General features: G+C 70.1%; 15 protein-coding genes, 2 tRNA genes and 1 other RNA gene. 12 read left to right on the forward strand and 6 right to left on the reverse strand.

What is annotated here, in order from left to right; genetic code table 11:
* A partial coding sequence (locus V6U79_RS26905) for a DNA polymerase III subunit gamma and tau (RefSeq protein WP_334616310.1) occupies positions 1-1878 on the reverse strand: 1878 nt, incomplete at its 3' end.
* A 107-nt stretch (positions 1879-1985) separates the two neighbouring features.
* Positions 1986-2075: signal recognition particle sRNA small type (gene ffs / locus V6U79_RS26910), an RNA gene on the reverse strand.
* 82 nt (positions 2076-2157) lie between these two features.
* Here ffs and V6U79_RS26915 point away from each other — a divergent pair.
* The 10 genes from V6U79_RS26915 to V6U79_RS26960 all read left to right on the forward strand — a co-directional run bounded on the left by V6U79_RS26915 (position 2158) and on the right by V6U79_RS26960 (position 9175).
* Positions 2158-2242: transfer RNA gene (locus V6U79_RS26915), tRNA-Ser, on the forward strand.
* 178 nt (positions 2243-2420) lie between these two features.
* Complete coding sequence (locus V6U79_RS26920) at positions 2421-2795, forward strand: PH domain-containing protein (protein WP_334531677.1); 375 nt, start codon at positions 2421-2423, stop codon at positions 2793-2795.
* 737 nt (positions 2796-3532) lie between these two features.
* Positions 3533-4300, forward strand: a complete 768-nt coding sequence (locus V6U79_RS26925; RefSeq protein ID WP_334616311.1) for a helix-turn-helix domain-containing protein — start codon at positions 3533-3535, stop codon at positions 4298-4300.
* Positions 4291-4482: a DUF397 domain-containing protein gene (locus V6U79_RS26930; protein ID WP_334616312.1), complete on the forward strand. Its 192-nt coding sequence runs from the start codon at positions 4291-4293 to the stop codon at positions 4480-4482. Before V6U79_RS26925 ends, V6U79_RS26930 begins: the two co-directional genes overlap by 10 nt.
* Positions 4483-4615: 133 nt before the next feature.
* Positions 4616-5230, forward strand: coding sequence for a hypothetical protein (locus tag V6U79_RS26935; protein WP_334616313.1), 615 nt, complete (start codon positions 4616-4618; stop codon positions 5228-5230).
* Positions 5227-5757, forward strand: a complete 531-nt coding sequence (locus V6U79_RS26940) for a hypothetical protein (protein ID WP_442933826.1) — start codon at positions 5227-5229, stop codon at positions 5755-5757. Before V6U79_RS26935 ends, V6U79_RS26940 begins: the two co-directional genes overlap by 4 nt.
* Before the next feature lie 176 nt (positions 5758-5933).
* On the forward strand, positions 5934-6560 hold the full coding sequence (locus V6U79_RS26945) for an NUDIX hydrolase (protein ID WP_334531661.1): 627 nt from the start codon (positions 5934-5936) through the stop codon (positions 6558-6560).
* An 8-nt stretch (positions 6561-6568) separates the two neighbouring features.
* Positions 6569-7441: an ion channel gene (locus V6U79_RS26950; protein WP_334531658.1), complete on the forward strand. Its 873-nt coding sequence runs from the start codon at positions 6569-6571 to the stop codon at positions 7439-7441.
* 61 nt (positions 7442-7502) lie between these two features.
* Positions 7503-8180, forward strand: coding sequence for a class I SAM-dependent methyltransferase (locus tag V6U79_RS26955; RefSeq protein ID WP_334616315.1), 678 nt, complete (start codon positions 7503-7505; stop codon positions 8178-8180).
* Positions 8177-9175 (forward strand): radical SAM protein, encoded by a 999-nt coding sequence (locus V6U79_RS26960; RefSeq protein WP_334531650.1) that lies wholly within the window; start codon positions 8177-8179, stop codon positions 9173-9175. Before V6U79_RS26955 ends, V6U79_RS26960 begins: the two co-directional genes overlap by 4 nt.
* 77 nt (positions 9176-9252) lie before the next feature.
* Here the strand turns inward: V6U79_RS26960 and V6U79_RS26965 are convergent, their stop codons facing one another.
* Positions 9253-10869, reverse strand: coding sequence for a hypothetical protein (locus V6U79_RS26965; protein WP_334616316.1), 1617 nt, complete (start codon positions 10867-10869; stop codon positions 9253-9255).
* 332 nt (positions 10870-11201) lie between these two features.
* On the opposite strand from V6U79_RS26965, the gene V6U79_RS26970 reads away from it, so the two are divergent.
* Positions 11202-12455, forward strand: a complete 1254-nt coding sequence (locus V6U79_RS26970) for a WD40 repeat domain-containing protein (RefSeq protein ID WP_334616317.1) — start codon at positions 11202-11204, stop codon at positions 12453-12455.
* A gap of 100 nt (positions 12456-12555) precedes the next feature.
* Here the strand turns inward: V6U79_RS26970 and V6U79_RS26975 are convergent.
* Positions 12556-12642, reverse strand: a tRNA-Ser gene (locus V6U79_RS26975).
* A 75-nt stretch (positions 12643-12717) separates the two neighbouring features.
* On the opposite strand from V6U79_RS26975, the gene deoD reads away from it, so the two are divergent.
* Positions 12718-13425 carry a purine-nucleoside phosphorylase gene (gene deoD, locus V6U79_RS26980; RefSeq protein WP_334616318.1) on the forward strand — a complete coding sequence of 236 codons (708 nt, stop codon included), beginning with the start codon at positions 12718-12720 and terminating at the stop codon, positions 13423-13425.
* Between the two features lie 57 nt (positions 13426-13482).
* On the opposite strand, the gene V6U79_RS26985 is transcribed toward deoD, so the two are convergent.
* Both V6U79_RS26985 and V6U79_RS26990 read right to left on the reverse strand, forming a co-directional pair.
* The gene (locus V6U79_RS26985) at positions 13483-14694 is read right to left on the reverse strand and encodes an ABC transporter permease (protein ID WP_334616319.1); all 1212 of its coding nucleotides are present in this window, start codon (positions 14692-14694) and stop codon (positions 13483-13485) included.
* Position 14695: 1 nt separating this feature from the next.
* Positions 14696-15373: an ABC transporter ATP-binding protein gene (locus V6U79_RS26990; RefSeq protein ID WP_334616349.1), complete on the reverse strand. Its 678-nt coding sequence runs from the start codon at positions 15371-15373 to the stop codon at positions 14696-14698.
* Positions 15374-15379: the final 6 nt, after the last annotated feature.

Below are 15379 nucleotides of genomic sequence, written 5' to 3' on the forward strand. Positions count from 1 at the left end.
GTCGGGGGCGGCGGCGGCAGCACCGGAGCCGGCCGGCGGCGCGGATGGCGGCGTCGGGCGGCCCGGCGCGGCGGCCGGAGCCGGCCGCGGCGGGGCCGTGACGCGGGAGGCGCCGAGCGACGCCCCACCCCGTTCGCCGGCCACCTCGCAGCGGATCTGCCAGCGCCCGCCCAGCTCCTCGTAGAGCGCGTCGGTGAGCACCGCGGCGTGGTCGGACATCATCTTGGCCAGCACCGACGACTTCACCGTCAGCACCAGGGTGTCGCCGTCGAGGTCGCGGACCACCGCGTCGCGCATCAACGCCGCGATCCGCTTGTTGCTCCGGTTGACCTTGCCGACGACCTCGGGCCAGACCCGGCGCACCGCGACCGCGTCCAGCGCTCCGGGCGCCTCCGCACCCGGCCGGGGCGGCTCGGGGGTGGCCGGGTCGCGCATCATCGCCGACGGCGGCACCCGTCGCGGCGCACCCGGCTCCCCAGCGGTCGGGGCGAACCCGCCCGAAGTGGGGGCCCCGGCGGGACCACCGGTGGCAGCCGCCGGGGCGGGACGCCCGTTGGCCGGGGCCGGCCCGGCGGGGGGAGCGGCAGCCGCCGGCGTGCCGGCGGTCTCCGGGTGGGGCGCGGCGGCAGCCGCGGGCGGGGCGGGCGGCTCGGGGCGTACCTGAGGAGCGGGGGTGACCGGCGCGGGCCCGGCGGCGGCCGACGGCAGCTCGACGCCGCCCAGGGTGAGCCGCCGTTCCATCCGCTCCAGGCGCTGGAGCAGGCCACCGGTGGTGTCGTCGACGCCGGGCAGCATCATCCGGGCGCAGATCAGCTCCAGCAGCAGCCGGGGCGCGGTGGTGCCGCGCATGTCCACCAGGCCGTTGTGCACGATGTCGGCGCAGCGGGAGAGGGTGCCCGGACCGAGCCGCTGGGCCTGGGCGGCCATCCGCTCGATCTGGTCGGACGGGCCGTCGATCAGGCCCTTGGTCGCGGCGTCGGGCACCTGCTGGAGCACGATCAGGTCGCGCAGCCGTTCGAGGAGGTCCGAGGCGAACCGGCGCGGGTCGTGCCCGGCCTCGGCCACCCGGTCGACGGTGGCGTACGCGGCGGCGCCGTCCCCGGCGGCCAGGGCGTCGCACATCTCGTCGATCAGCGCCGAGTCGGTGACGCCGAGCAGCGCGGCGGCCCGGGCGTAGGTGACCCCCTCCGGGCCGGCGCCGGCGATGAGCTGGTCGAGCACGGAGAGGCTGTCCCGGGCGCTGCCGCCGCCGGCCCGCACCACCAGCGGGAAGACCGCCGGCTCCACCGTGACGCCCTCGGCCTCGCAGAGCTGCTCCAGATAGGGCCGGAGCGTCTTCGGCGGGATCAGCCGGAACGGGTAGTGGTGGGTCCGCGACTTGATCGTGCCGAGGACCTTCTCCGGCTCGGTGGTGGCGAAGATGAACTTGACGTACTCCGGCGGCTCCTCGACCAGCTTGAGCAGGGCGTTGAAGCCGGCCGACGAGACCATGTGCGCCTCGTCGATGACGTAGATCTTGAAGCGGCTGCGGGCCGGCGCGAAGACGGCCTTCTCGCGCAGCTCACGGGCGTCGTCGACGCCACCGTGGCTGGCCGCGTCGATCTCCAGCACGTCGATGGACCCGCCGTCGGTGGCCAGCGAGCGGCAGGACTCGCACTGCCCGCACGGCTCCGGGGTGGGACCCTGCTCACAGTTGAGCGAGCGGGCCAGGATGCGGGCGCTGGAGGTCTTGCCGCAGCCGCGCGGACCGGAGAAGAGGTAGGCGTGGTTGAGCCGCCCGCTGCGCAACGCCTGCGACAGCGGTTCGGTGACGTGCTCCTGACCGATGACCTCGGCGAAGGTGCGCGGCCGGTACTTGCGGTAAAGGGCCAGTGTCACCCGTACCGCCTCCTCTCGACCGAGCCATTCTGCGCCGGTCAGGCGCGGGTGACCACCCACCACCCCGTGACCTGACCCGCAGGTACGGTACCGGCGCCCGGAGACAAAAAGGCCTCCCGTGCACCCGGCAGAGCCCGCTTATCCTTGCTGCCTTCCGGCCCTGGGGAGGTTCACGAGATACCGCCGCACGGGAGGTGAGCCCAACCCTACCCGACCCGGCGTGGATCTTCAGGGGGTGGTGGGGTGGCCGGGCCGTCGGAGACCTGTATTCTGGCTCGCGGAGGATTCGCCTAGAGGCCTAGGGCGCACGCTTGGAAAGCGTGTTGGGTTCACACCCTCACGAGTTCGAATCTCGTATCCTCCGCTCGCTGAGCAGCACGAACGACAGGGCCGGCCCTCACGGGGACCGGCCCTGAGTCGTCTCTGGCGGGCCGCCGGTGCCACGGAGACCACCGGAACAGTCATGACGTGTCGCCCGACCACCCTTGGACGGGACCCGACTGGTTGGTCTTCTGTTCGGGCAGCCTGGCTAGGGTGACGCCATGATCGACTTCTCCAACGGCTCCGTGTTCAAACTGAATCCCTGCAACCCGGCCGACATCGCCCCTTCGGTCGCACCGCTGCTCATCCCCGGCGAGCAGGTGGTCTCGTGCTTCAAGGCCGTTCGGGACTTTGTGGTGTTCACGGACAAGCGCCTGATCGCGGTCAACGTCCAGGGAATCACTGGGAAGAAGCGGGACTACACCTCGCTCCCCTACAGCAAGATCCAGGCGTTCTCGATCGAGACTGCCGGCACTTTCGATCTCGACGCCGAACTGGACCTGTGGTTCAGCGGGCTCGGAAAGGTCCGGCTGGAGTTCAAGGGGGGCTCGGACATTCGGCAGCTCGGGCACATGGTTGCCTCCTACGTGCTGTAGGCAGCGCTCAGGTGGCGTCGTCGTCCCAGTCCGACACGAAGAGCGGCCCCGCCGTGGGCGCTCTTCGTCGTACGCCAGGAAGGTCGGCGGTTACGCCGCGTGACGCCGCTGAGAGGCATGACCGCCACGAGGGTGATACCTCTGAGTCATCAATATGCCTCTCAGGTATCACGCTCACACAGAAGTGGCCCGCCATCCAGGCCTGCCCTCCTCGCACCCCGTAGGCGGGCCCAGGAGACGAAGCGGTCCGTCAGGCCCGCCGGGGACGTGCCGTGGCCGGAACCGGCCAACTGGTCGGCGGCCTCGGCCTGGAGCGTCGCCAGGTAGACCGTGAGTGCGACACGGTCGTGGCGGTATTCGGCGAGCAGCCGCAGCTTCGCCGGCGAGCAGGGCCAGGCGATGCCGCAGGACTGGCAGCGCCAGGTGGGTCGGCTGGCGACGTGCTCCCGGCGGCGACTCACCGCGACGGCACCGCGACGGCGACGGCGACGGCGGGGACGCGGATCGTGGCGCCGACGCCGACGCGGGACCTGGCTGGCATGGGCGGGGCCTCCTTCGCGGTGGAGGGGGCCGCCCCGCCTCCCCGTCGGGGCGGCCCCTGACTGACGCCGGCCGCCGGGCTCACTCGCCTCCACCGGCCGCGCCGTCCTGCGGCACCACCCTCCCGCGCGTCACCGGACACGTACACCGCGTAGCGATATGGTCGGCGGATATTCGAGACGTCCGATGGAGGGGCCGTGAACGACGCGCTGCGGGTGGCGCTCAGCGACACCGGGCACACCACCGAATCCCTCGCCGCACAGGTCGGCGTCGACCCGAAGACCGTCGCGCGCTGGCTGACCGAGGGCCGCATCCCACACCCCCGCCACCGCTTCACCGCGGCGGAAGCTCTCGGCCGGGACGTGGCGGACATATGGCCGGACATTTCGCGACGTCGGGACCCGATCTGGTTCCGCCCGTGGCAGGAGATCGAGCGCGAGGCGGTGTCGCTGCGTTCGTATCAGTCAGTGGTGTTGCCCGGCCTTCTCCAGACCGAGGCGTATGCCCGCGCCGTGCTCGCCGGCGGCGGCGTGTTTCCCAGGGGCGATGTCGAGCGGCACCTGGCGACCCGGCTTGCCCGCCAGGGCATTCTCAAGCGGGACGACCCGCCGCAGTTCACGGCCGTCGTCGACGAGGCGGTCCTGCGCCGGCCGGTCGGGGGCGGGGCGACCATGCACGCGCAACTACGGGCCCTGGTCACGGCGTGCGCCGAGCCGCACGTCCGGGTGCACGTCGTGCCCTCCACCGTCGGTGCCTATGCGGGCCTGAACGGCCCCTTCGTGATCGCCACCAGCCATGACCACCGGGTCGCCGGCTATCTGGACAACCAACTCCAGGGACAAGTGGTTAGCGACGCTGACGACATCGCGGCGATACTGGCCGCGTGGGAGAACGTCCGGGGTGAAGCGCTGTCCCACTGGCAATCAGTCGACCTCATCACGGAAGTGGCGGAGACATGGAGCTGAACGGCGCGCGGTGGCGCAAGAGCAGCCGTAGCAGCGGCAACGGTGGCGACTGCGTCGAGGTCGCCGACAACCTGCCCGGCATCGTCGGCGTACGCGACTCGAAGGACCCGGCCGGGCCCGCGCTGGTCTTCGCGCCGGCGGCCTGGCGGGCGTTCGTCGCCCGGGTCGCCGAGCGGGCCTGACCTCGTACCCCAGCTCATGGCAGCCTGACGCGGCCCCGCCGCGCCGGCCGGTACCGTGCGGGAGATCGACGGCGGGCGCGGGATCCGTCGTACACATGTTCCATCCACAGCCTGTGGATGGCGGGGGGACCGGATGAGTTACCAGCTCAGCGCCGTGGTCGCGGACGTCGAACTGCTCCGCGAACAGACCGCCGGGTTGGACCACGCGGTCCTCGCGGCGCTGCGGCAGGACTTCGCCCTGCTGCCGGTCACCCCGCAGTTAGTGGAGGAGCTGACCGGCGCGCTACCCGACTACGCCACCGGGGAACCGGAGGCCGGCCAGCCGTTCGAGCTGGTCCTCTCGCCGGCGCTGGCGGACCTCCTGGCCCGCTGGTCGCGGAACGGGCCGGTGGCGTACTTGGAGGCGGAGTTCGCCGGGGGCGCCGGGCGGCAGTCGGCCGTGGTGTGGCTGGACGGGCACCTCAGTTGGGGGCCCCGCTTCGCCGACGCCTTCGACCTGCCCCGCCCGGAATGGCCGATCAACGCGGCGCTGGCCCGGTTGGGTGCCGAGCCCGGCCGGTGGATCGACCCCTTCGCGGAGCTGGGTCTGCACCTGGAGCGGCACACCGACGGCTGGCTCGCGCACGGCCGGCGCGGACTGACCGCCGACTACTGGGACGAGCTGGCCGAGGAGTGGGAATACCGGCAATCTGGCGTCGACCAGCAACCTGAACGCCCCGGTCCCGTTGGGGACTGGGGGATTCCATGAAATTGCGACAATTCGGCTTCATCGCCACACTGCTCACGGCTGCCTCGATCGCCGGCAGCGGCGTCAGTCCACAAGGGCCGATGGTGCCGGCCCGCCCCGTCGGCGACGCCCAGGTGGTCGACCTGGACGGCCTGGGCGGCATCGAGTTCGGCGACACCGAACAGGACCTCACCCGGCGCGGTGCGCTCCGGGCGGAGGTCGACGCCTGCGGCCCGACGCTGGCCGGGCACGAGGAGGTCAGCCCGATCTTCGTCGAGGACCGGCTGGTGCTGCTCTGGCTGGACGACCCGATGAGCACCCCGGACGGGATCACCGTTGGCACGCCGATCGGCGAGGTGCTCGCCAACCACCCGTCGGCGACCCGGCTGCACGCTCCACAGCGGACGTACCGGTTCGACGGGCTGCTGGCCCGCGATGGCGACCGCGCGTACCTCTTCCTGCACGACGGGGTCACTGTCCAGAAAATAATCGCCGGGTACGCCGAGTGGGCCCGCCGCCTCTTCGACGAGGGCCACGGCCCCTGCTGACCGAGCGCCGAACGAGTGTCGGATTTGGGACATCTACTGGGCTGAACACAAACGCGGCCGACAAATTCCGTACAAAGGCCGGGAATATCGATGTGCGCCAGCTTTGCAGGGTCGACCTGCTTCTGACACTCGGCTACGATCGGCCCGCGAGGACCCGGACACACGGAAGTGGCCTGATGGATGAGCTCGTAGAGGCGGTGGACCACAATGGCCACCCCATCGGTGTAATCGGCCGCAAGCTGGCCAATCGTATCGGCGTCTGGCACTTCTGTGCTCAGGTCTTCGTGCTGGTGACCCTCGATGACGAGCCGGCGGTCGTCTTCCAGCGACGCCCCCGGACCAAGTCTGTTTCTCCCGGAGTGCTCGATATCAGCGCTTCCGGGCACGTCACGTTCGGGCAGACGGTTCAGGCAGCCGCCCTGCGCGAGGTCGAAGAAGAACTCGGCTTGCATTTCACCGAGGACGACCTGGTGCACGTGGGCAGGAGAATCGACATGTACGAGGCGCCTGGCGTACTCAGCAGGATCTTCGCGGAGGTGTACGTCGCAAGATCCAGCGTCGATGTGGCCAATTTCAAATACGATCGGGACGAGATCGAAGAACTGGTGGTCATTCCCGCGTCCAAGCTGGCTGACGTGTTCGCCCGCGGAATTCCCGCGACCTGCATCGCCTTCTCTCCCGACCAGCACGGCGAGAACTCCGAGCGGACCATCGAGGTAACGGCCTCTGAGTTCCTGCCGCGCATGGACAATCTGTATTACCGGATCGCTCGCTACGCCTTAAACGACAACTACATATTATAGGGGGAAGAGTGCCCCACGGGTATCCCGGACCCGATATCAGCCGCCTCCGCCCCACCCGAAGAGCCAGAATCCACTACGCGCTGCTCCGTCACCACACAGCCTGGCTGTTCTCGTTCTTTGTGCTCGCCTATTCTGTGATCGCTTCGCTCTTCGGTGTCGTCTACCAGATCCTGTCCTACCTGGGCCACGGCCAGGTCCAGAATACGCAGTCGTTCTGGGACCGCCTCTACTTCAGCTTCATCACGCAACTGTCGATGGAGTACAGCAGTCTGGACCCCACCGCCTGGAGCCGTCCGGTCGCGGTGGTCCAGGCCCTGGTCGGAACCGTTCTCTTCGGTGTACTGACCGCGTACGTCGTCCTACGGGTCACCTCGCCCGACCCGAAGACCCTGGTGCTCTCTCCGGTAGCGGTCTACATCAAATCGGAGAAGGTGCTGGCCATCCTCCTCGTCAACACGTGCGGCATAACCGTCACGGACCTCGCGATCAGCATGGTCCTCAAACTCCGACGGAGGCACACGCGGCTGCAGACGACCACGCTGCCGTATCTGAGGACCTCCGCACTTCTGGTCAAGGGGCTCGGCTACGACCCGGTCACGGATGACATCGGATCGGGCTACGACCCCTCCGAAGACGGTCTGAAGGTTGCCGTCCGGTGTTCCATCCTGGGGGCCGGATTCGGGGTGGACGGCAAGTACAACTTGACGAAGGTGGTGGTGGCGGAGAACGACGACTTCATGGACCGGCCGGAATTCCAGGAGCCCGACCTCGGCAGCAAGGAGTTCTGGGAACTTTTCTCCTCTCCGGTTCCGGATGCCCAGCGGCTCCACGATCTCATGCTGGCGAGAGCCCGGGAGAAGCCCAGTGGAAGCGACGAATAAGCCGTACGAGCGACTCGCTGCCCGGTACGACCTCCGGTCCCACATCGAGCCCAAGAGGCGGGTGGCCCAGTACCTCTCCAGTCTTCTGCCGACCCGGGAGGCGCCGGCCACGCCACTGGTGCTCGATCTGGCGTGTGGGACCGGTAACGTTTCGGCGGCCCTCGTGACGAACGGCTTCGACGTCGCCGCCATCGACATCTCTCAACAGATGCTGAGTCGCGCAAGGCGCAAGAACCCACGGGTGGGTTTCGTGCGCGGCGACCTCAGGAAGTTGCCCTTCCGGGGCACCTTCGACGGGGTCGTCTGCCTCTCGTTCTCGCTGTCCTACCTCACGATCCCGGATGACCTGCGGGGCCTGGTCTCCAACCTTCACCGGATCACCCGTAAAGGCGCTCCGGTGATCCTCGACGTCATCCGTCCCGAGGCCCTGGACAGCGATTGGCTGCAGCGCGAGGCCGCACGGTGGGAGGCCAAGGGCATCCAGTTCGACTTCAGGTGGCTCAGCAAGCCGAACCGCCTCTACAGCATCGGGTACTCACCTCGGAGGTCAGGGCGCGACGGAGTGTGGCGAGAGGCCCACGTGGGACGCGCATACACGGCCCAGGAGCTGCACGACCTCTTCGAAGGTCGAGGACTGTTCAAACTCGAAGCGAGCTCCGTCCTCGACGCGTCGTGCGGCACCAGTCATCTGTCCTACTACGTGGCAAGTCGATCAGGAGCGGACGTGGGATCACCATGATGGATACCACCGTCGCGGCGCTGGGCCGCTTCAACGAGATGTCGGGCCGGCTACGCGTCTCGGTCACCCACGCATGTCAGCTCCGGTGCAAGTTCTGCCACCAGGAAGGGATCAGTGATCACTGGCAGCCGATCCACATGGATCCCGTGGTCTTCGGTCGGGTGGTTGACGCATTCTGCGCGCTCGGCGGCAAGGAGATCGATGTCACCGGTGGCGACCCGCTCGTTCACCCCAGGATCATTGAAGTGCTCGAACACCTGGCGGACCGCAACATCCACCGCGCCCTCTGCACCAACGGCCTCCTGCTCCACCGCGTCCGGAAACCGCTCGAGCAGGGCTACATCGACGAGATCAAGCTGAGCGTTCATGCGTCCAGCGACTCGGTCGGCAAGGAACTACTGGGGGCCGCCTGGTCGGAGAAGCAGATGGACGCGATGCTGGGTCTGGCCCGCGACGTCGGCGTCGCTGTCACCATCAACTTCTCGGTCACCTCCGAGAACGTTCAGGAATTCGAGATGGTGCTGCAGAAGTCGCTCGCGATGCGCACCAACCTCCTGGTCATTGACCTGATCGGCACCCGGTGGGACCTGCAGCAGAGGGGTCTTCGGGAGACCTCCACCAACGCCATCGTCTCCAGAATCGCCGCGCTGGCGGAGCCCGCGGGCGTCGTCCACGACCGGACGGGCTGCAGGATGACCCGCTTCACCAGTCCGACCGGAAACCTGTGGATGGTGAAAGATGTCCGAAACGGGCTGCTCTTCACCGGAATGTGCAACGGCTGTCAGTTGAAGCAACGCTGCGGGGAGGGAGTGTTCGTACTCCGCATCGACTCTCGCGGCACCTTCAGACCGTGCTTGATCCGGCCCGATCTGGAGGTCAGGCACAACATCGGCTCCTACGGACCGGAGACGATGAGAGACGCCATGGCGCAGAGCCTCACGGGGATGATGGCCGAGCCGTGCCGGGTCGAGGCGGGTGTCAGCCTCTACGGCTGACGGGACGGAACCAGGACCGGAAGCGGAACGCCCGGCCGGTCCTCGCGGACCGACCGGGCGTTGCCACACCGAACAGCTCAGTACAGCGGGAGACTGCTCTCCGGCGCGGCGATACGGCTGCCGTACCCGAGCAGCAAGGTGCGGTTGCTGCGCAGGTTCAGACCGCTCGTCGAGGTGCTCTGCGGTACGAGCCCGCCGGTGGCGCCGTAGAACGAGCTCAAGGTCCCGGAGGGGTACCCGGCGGTGTCGCCGGAGACCTCTTCCCGGGGCGACGCCACGAGGGCGTCCAGCCCGCCGGTGCCGTTGAGGTTGAGCAACGCGACGCGGGCCCCGAAGTTGTCGCCGCGCTCCGCCGAGCCCGGGACGACCGCGTGGTTCTGATCGAACGCCTGGGCTCCGCTCCCGCTCAGCCCACCGGCGGCACCCTTGAGCAGGGTGACGACGCCGGCCTCACCCGTCGAGCCGATCGCCTCGCCGGGCGCACCGACCAGTACGTCCGCCTTACCGTCGCCGGTGACGTCGCCGGCCGCGAGCGCCGCACCGAACCGGTCCCCGCTTTCGGGGTCCCCCGGTACGCCGGTCGTCCGCTGCGTGATGACCCGCACGGCGCTGCCGGAGAGACCACCGGTGCGGCCCGTGAAGACCGTGATGAGACCGCCGTCGAGTTGCGGCGTCTGGGCGCTCGGCGCCCCGGCGATCACCTCGCCCAGTCCGTCACCGTTGACGTCGCCGATCGTGAGCGCCAGACCCAGGTACCACGCGATGGTGTACCGGTCGCCCGTCGCGCCGTGCACCCCCGCGCCGGTGACCGCGGTGACGCCGGTGCTCGACACACCACCGGCCGAACCCCGCAGCAGGGTGACGATGCCGGTGCCGTACGACGACGAGCCGTCGTTCTCCATGGGAGCCCCGATGGCCAGGTCGGCGTACCGGTCGCCGTTGACCTTCCCGATCGCGAGCGTCCGGCCGAACTGGTCGTTGCGCTCCGCCGCGCCGGGCACCGCGGCCTGGTCCTGGTGGAAGTACTGCGCTCCGGTGGCCGTCAGGCCATCGGCTCCACCGAAGAGGACGGTGACCGCGCCGGCCTGCGCCTTGGTCCCGATCGCCTCGCTGTACGCCCCGACCGCCAGGTCGTCGCGGCCGTCACCGTTGAGATCGCCGGCCGCGAGGGACGCGCCGAACCAGTCGAGGTTCTCCGGGTCGCCGGGAACGCCCGGCGAACTCTGGTTGAAGTGCTTCGCCGAGTCCACCACCAGGCCGCTGCTGCTGCCCGGGATGATCCAGACCCCGCCAGCGCGGGCCTTGTTACGCGGATCGGCCTCGTCGGCGTCACCGACGGCCAGGTCGTCATAGGCGTCGCCGTTGAAGTTCCCGGCCACGATCGCCGATCCGAACGAGCCGCCGTTGTCGGACAGCATGGCACCGAAGAAGTAGTCGACCTGCGCCGCCGAGGAGTAGCGCACCGCGACCGCACCGGTCGGATAGTGGGGCAGATTGTGGTTGAAGGGGTCACCGACCGCGGCGATGTCGTCGACGCCGTCGCCGTCGAAGTCGGAACGGGTGACGCCGGTCCCCTTCATCGAGGCACCCGTCTTCGCCACCCGGTGGTATTGAAGGACGATGCCGTCCCGGGTGATGGTCCGGAACTCGTCCGCCGCCTGGGCAGGGGCACTGACCGCCAGTCCGGCCGCCACCGCCAGAACCGAGACCCCGGCAATTTTTCGTCGCAAAAAGATCCTCCGCTCCCTGTGGGCTTCCACATCGTAGGGAGAATTCGATCATTGGCAATCGCCGACGGACGGACACCTCGACGACGACCGGCCAGCATCACCGGCCGAAAGGACGCGCGAGGGGCATCCCCCGCCGGAGTGCTTCGCACGTTGATGGTGGTTTGCGTAACGTCTGCGCACTTCGGAGCGCCTTCTGGTCGGCGGGCCAGGGTCCGGTCCCGACCCGCGTCGCAGATCACGAACGGGGAACGATGAGCCGAGCAGCACACAGAAGCCGGCGCGCACGGATCTGGCTGGTGGGGGTGGGTGCGCTCGCCCTTCTGACCGCCGGTGCGGGCACCGCCGTGGCGGCCAGTGCGGTGGCGGGCAGTGACCGGCCCGCCGACCGCAACACCGCGGAAGCGCAACTGGTCGCCGAGAGCACCACCTCCAAGGCCGACCGGGCGCCCAAGTCGCCGCAGCCGGGACGGAAGCCACGTCCCACCGCTTCGCCGACGTCCAGCCCGACCGCCAGCCCGACGCCGACCCCGACCACCACCTCGCCGCCGAACACCGACCGGAACGTGCAGATCCCGATCCCGGGGTACGTCACCGGCTTCCGGTTCGGTGACATCCTGGTGGACGAGGCACGCGGCCGGGTCTACCTCACCGGGGGCAAGGGCACCGACGGTCTGATCGTCACCGACCTGGACGGCAAGGTCCTGCGCACGCTTCCGGGCATCGCGCCGGGGGCCGCCGGGATGACGCTGAGCCCGGACGGCCGCAAGCTCTACATCGCCGCCGGCGACCAGGACTGGCTCAGGATCGTCGACCTGGACACCTGGGAACTGGACGGGCAGTTCGCCGGCAAGACCGACGGGACCATGACGTGCCCGAAGGACATGGCCTTCGCGGCCGGCCAGCTCTGGGTCTCCTGGGGTTGCGAGAACGAGCCGACGGCGGGCATCGGCCGGGTCGACCTCGCGACCCGCAAGTTCGACGTGTACGCCGTCGACGCCATCGACGAGCGGATCAGCTCGGCGATGCTGCTGGCCACCTCGCCGGCTCAGCCCGACATGGTGATCGCCGGCGCGACGGGGAGCAGCCCCGCCCTGCTGGTCCGCTTCGAGGCCACCGCGACGGGGCTGGTCCAGCGGGCCATCAGCCGTACCGACGGTGGCTCGGTCACGCAGTTGGCGGTCACCCCGGACGGCACCGGGGTGATCGTCCCCTCGGGCGCGCCGTACCACCACCCAGTCCTGCGCACGTCCGACCTCGTCGAGGCGCACCGGTATCCGACCGTGCCGTACCCGAATGCCGTGGCGATCCGGCCCGACGGCCTCGTCGTCGCCGGCACCGACTCGTCGTACGACAAGGACGTCCGGGTCTTCGAGCCGGGCGGCACCACGCCGATCGCCATGTACGAGTTCGGGCACCTGCCGAACCAGGAGACGTGGGCGCACAACCTGGTCAAGGGCGGCCTGGCCGTGTCCGGCAACAAGATCTACGCGGTCACCGACCAGCTGGCCGAGCCGGAGATGGTGACCTTGCGAATCCGTACCCTGCCCTGACCTCTGATCGCCCGGCCCGTCACCCGACGGGCCGGGCCCGGAAAGCGGAACGCCCGGTGCGATCCTCACGGATCGACCGGGCGTTCTCGCTGTTCACGAGCGGTGGCGGCGGGATTTGAACCCGCGGAGGGCGTAAACCCTCACACGCTTTCGAGGCGTGCTCCTTAGGCCACTCGGACACGCCACCGCCGACGAGGGTACAGGACCGCGGGTTCGGATGCCGAACCGGCGTCCCCACACCCGGCCTGGCAGGATCTTTGCCATGAGTACGCACATCGGCGCGAAGCCGGGAGAGATCGCCGAGCGGGTCCTGATGCCGGGCGACCCGCTGCGGGCCAAGTGGATCGCGGAGACCTACCTCGAGGACGCCACGTGCTACTCGACGGTCCGCGGCATGCTGGGCTTCACCGGCCGCTGGAACGGGGTGGAGGTCTCCGTCCAGGGCTCCGGCATGGGCATGCCGTCCGCCTCGATCTACGCCCACGAGCTGGTCAACGAGTACGGCGTGAAGACGCTCATCCGGGTCGGCTCCTGCGGCGCCCTCAGCGAGGATCTCAAGCTGCGCGACGTGGTGGCCGCGATCGGGTCGTCCACCGACTCGAACATGAACCGGATGCGGTTCGACGGGCTGATCGACTACGCGCCGGTCGCCGACTTCGGGCTGCTGCGTACCTCGGTCGAGGTGGCCGAGCGGCGCGGCATCAGCATGCGGGTGGGGCCGATCCTGGCCGCGGACGCCTTCTACACCGACCGGCCGGACCTCTACGACACCCTGGCCGACTACGGCGTCCTGGCCGTGGAGATGGAGTCGGCGGCGCTCTACACGATCGCCGCCCGGTTCAAGGCCCGCGCGCTGACCATCCTCACGGTCAGCGACCACATCAAGACCGGCGAGAAGACCACCTCGCAGGAGCGCGAGCAGACCTTCGGCCAGATGGTCGAGATCGCCCTGGACACGGTCATCGCCTGATCCGGCTCGTCGAGAGGGGCCCCCGGTCGACGCGTCGCGTCGACCGGGGGCCCCTCCTCACGCCGTGAGGGCCTCGGTCGGGGAGAGGCGGGCGGCGCGGACGGCCGGGTAGAGGCCGGCGACCCCGCCGATCAGCAGGGTGGCGGCCACACCACCGAAGGTCGCCCAGGCGGGGACGACGGTGGGCCAGTCCTGCGAGACGGCGTAGCCGGCGGTGACCAGGATGCCGAGCAGCACTCCGCCGATCCCGCCCAACGCCGACAGCAGCAGCGACTCGGCGAGGAACTGGACGCGGACCTGACCCCGGGTGGCGCCGAGCGAGCGGCGCAGGCCGATCTCGGCCCGGCGTTCCAGCACCGAGATCACCATGGTGTTGGCCACGCCGACCCCACCCACCAGCAGTGCCACCGCGCCGAGGCCGAGCAGCAGCCCGGTGAACGCCGCGTCGGTCGCCTCGGCGGCGGCCAGCGCGTCGGACGGCCGGGACACCTCCACCTCGTTGGGCGCCTCCGGGTTGGCGGTCGCGCCGAGCACCGCCCGGACCGCCTCCACCTGGTCCTCCCGTGCCCGGGTGTAGACGGTGGTCGGGTGCCCGTCGAAGCCGAGGTAGGTCGCCGCCGCCGGCCAGCCGACCAGCGCGGACGCGTCCAGCTCCGGGGCCAGCGGCACGGGGGCCAGGATGCCGACGACGGTGAACCAGCGGCCGCCGATCGAGACCTGGACGTCCGCACCGGCGGCGCCGAGCCCGAGCCGCCGGGCGGCGGTCGACCCGAGCACCACCGCCGGGTAGCGGGCCGTCGCCTCGTTGAGCCAGGTGCCGCTGGCCAGCGCCGCGCCGACGGTGTGCGGCAGTTCCAGCCGGGCCGCCCGGGTGGCGATCCCGCCGGTCTCGGCGGCCGGGATGCGGTCGGAGCGGTAGACCGGCGCGTCGGGGACCTGCCCGGTCGCCGACACCTCGGTCACCGGCCCGATCCGACCGATCATCGCCACCGACTCGGTCGGCAGCTCCGCCTCGTCGCCGAAGAGGGTGTTCCCCGGGGAGACGGTGAGCAGGTTGGTGCCCAGCGCGTCGAGGGTGCGGTCCAGGTCGGCCCGGGACGACGACGAGATGCCGACCACCGCGATCATCGCGGCGATGCCGATGGCGATGCCGAGCGCGGAGAGGAACGCCCGCAGCGGTCGGGTGCGCAGGCCCACCCCGCCGACGCGCAGCACGTCGCCGGGGCGGAGCCGGGCGGGACGGAGCCGGGCGGGGGCGAGCACGGCCACCTCAGCTCACCCCGCTCAGCAGGGTGTCGGCCTGGATCCGGCCGTCGCGCATCCGCACCTGCCGGGGCAGCCGGTCGGCGATCTCCCGGTCATGGGTGATCACCACCACCGTCGTGCCGGCCCGGTGCAGCTCGTGCAGCAGGTCCAGCACACCGGCGCCGGCAGCCGAGTCGAGGTTGCCGGTCGGTTCGTCGGCCAGCAGCACCGCCGGCTCGCCGACCACCGCCCGGGCCACCGCCACCCGCTGCCGTTCGCCGCCGGAGAGTTCGTGCGGCCGGTGGCCGAGCCGGTGGGCCAGCCCCACCCGGACCAGCGCGGCCTCCGCGCGCCGTCGCCGCTCCGACCGGGGTACGCCGACGTAGAGCAGCCCGTCCGCGACGTTGTCCACGATCGGTACGCCGGGCGCCAGGTGGAACTGCTGGAAGACGAAACCGATCCGGGTGGCCCGCAGGGCGGAGAGTTCCCGGTCGGCGAGCCGGGCCACCGCGTACCCGTCGATGGTGACGGTGCCGGAGGTGGGCCGGTCGAGGGTGCCGATCAGGTTCAGCATGGTCGACTTGCCGGAGCCGGAGGGGCCGACGATGGCGACCAGCTCGCCCCGTCCGACGGTGAGCGAGACGTCGTCCACGGCGACCACCCCGCCGGGGTACCGCTTGCCGACCCGGTCCAGCACGATCACGTCCGG

This window comes from Micromonospora psammae (assembly GCF_036902725.1).
GTDB lineage: Bacteria > Actinomycetota > Actinomycetes > Mycobacteriales > Micromonosporaceae > Micromonospora.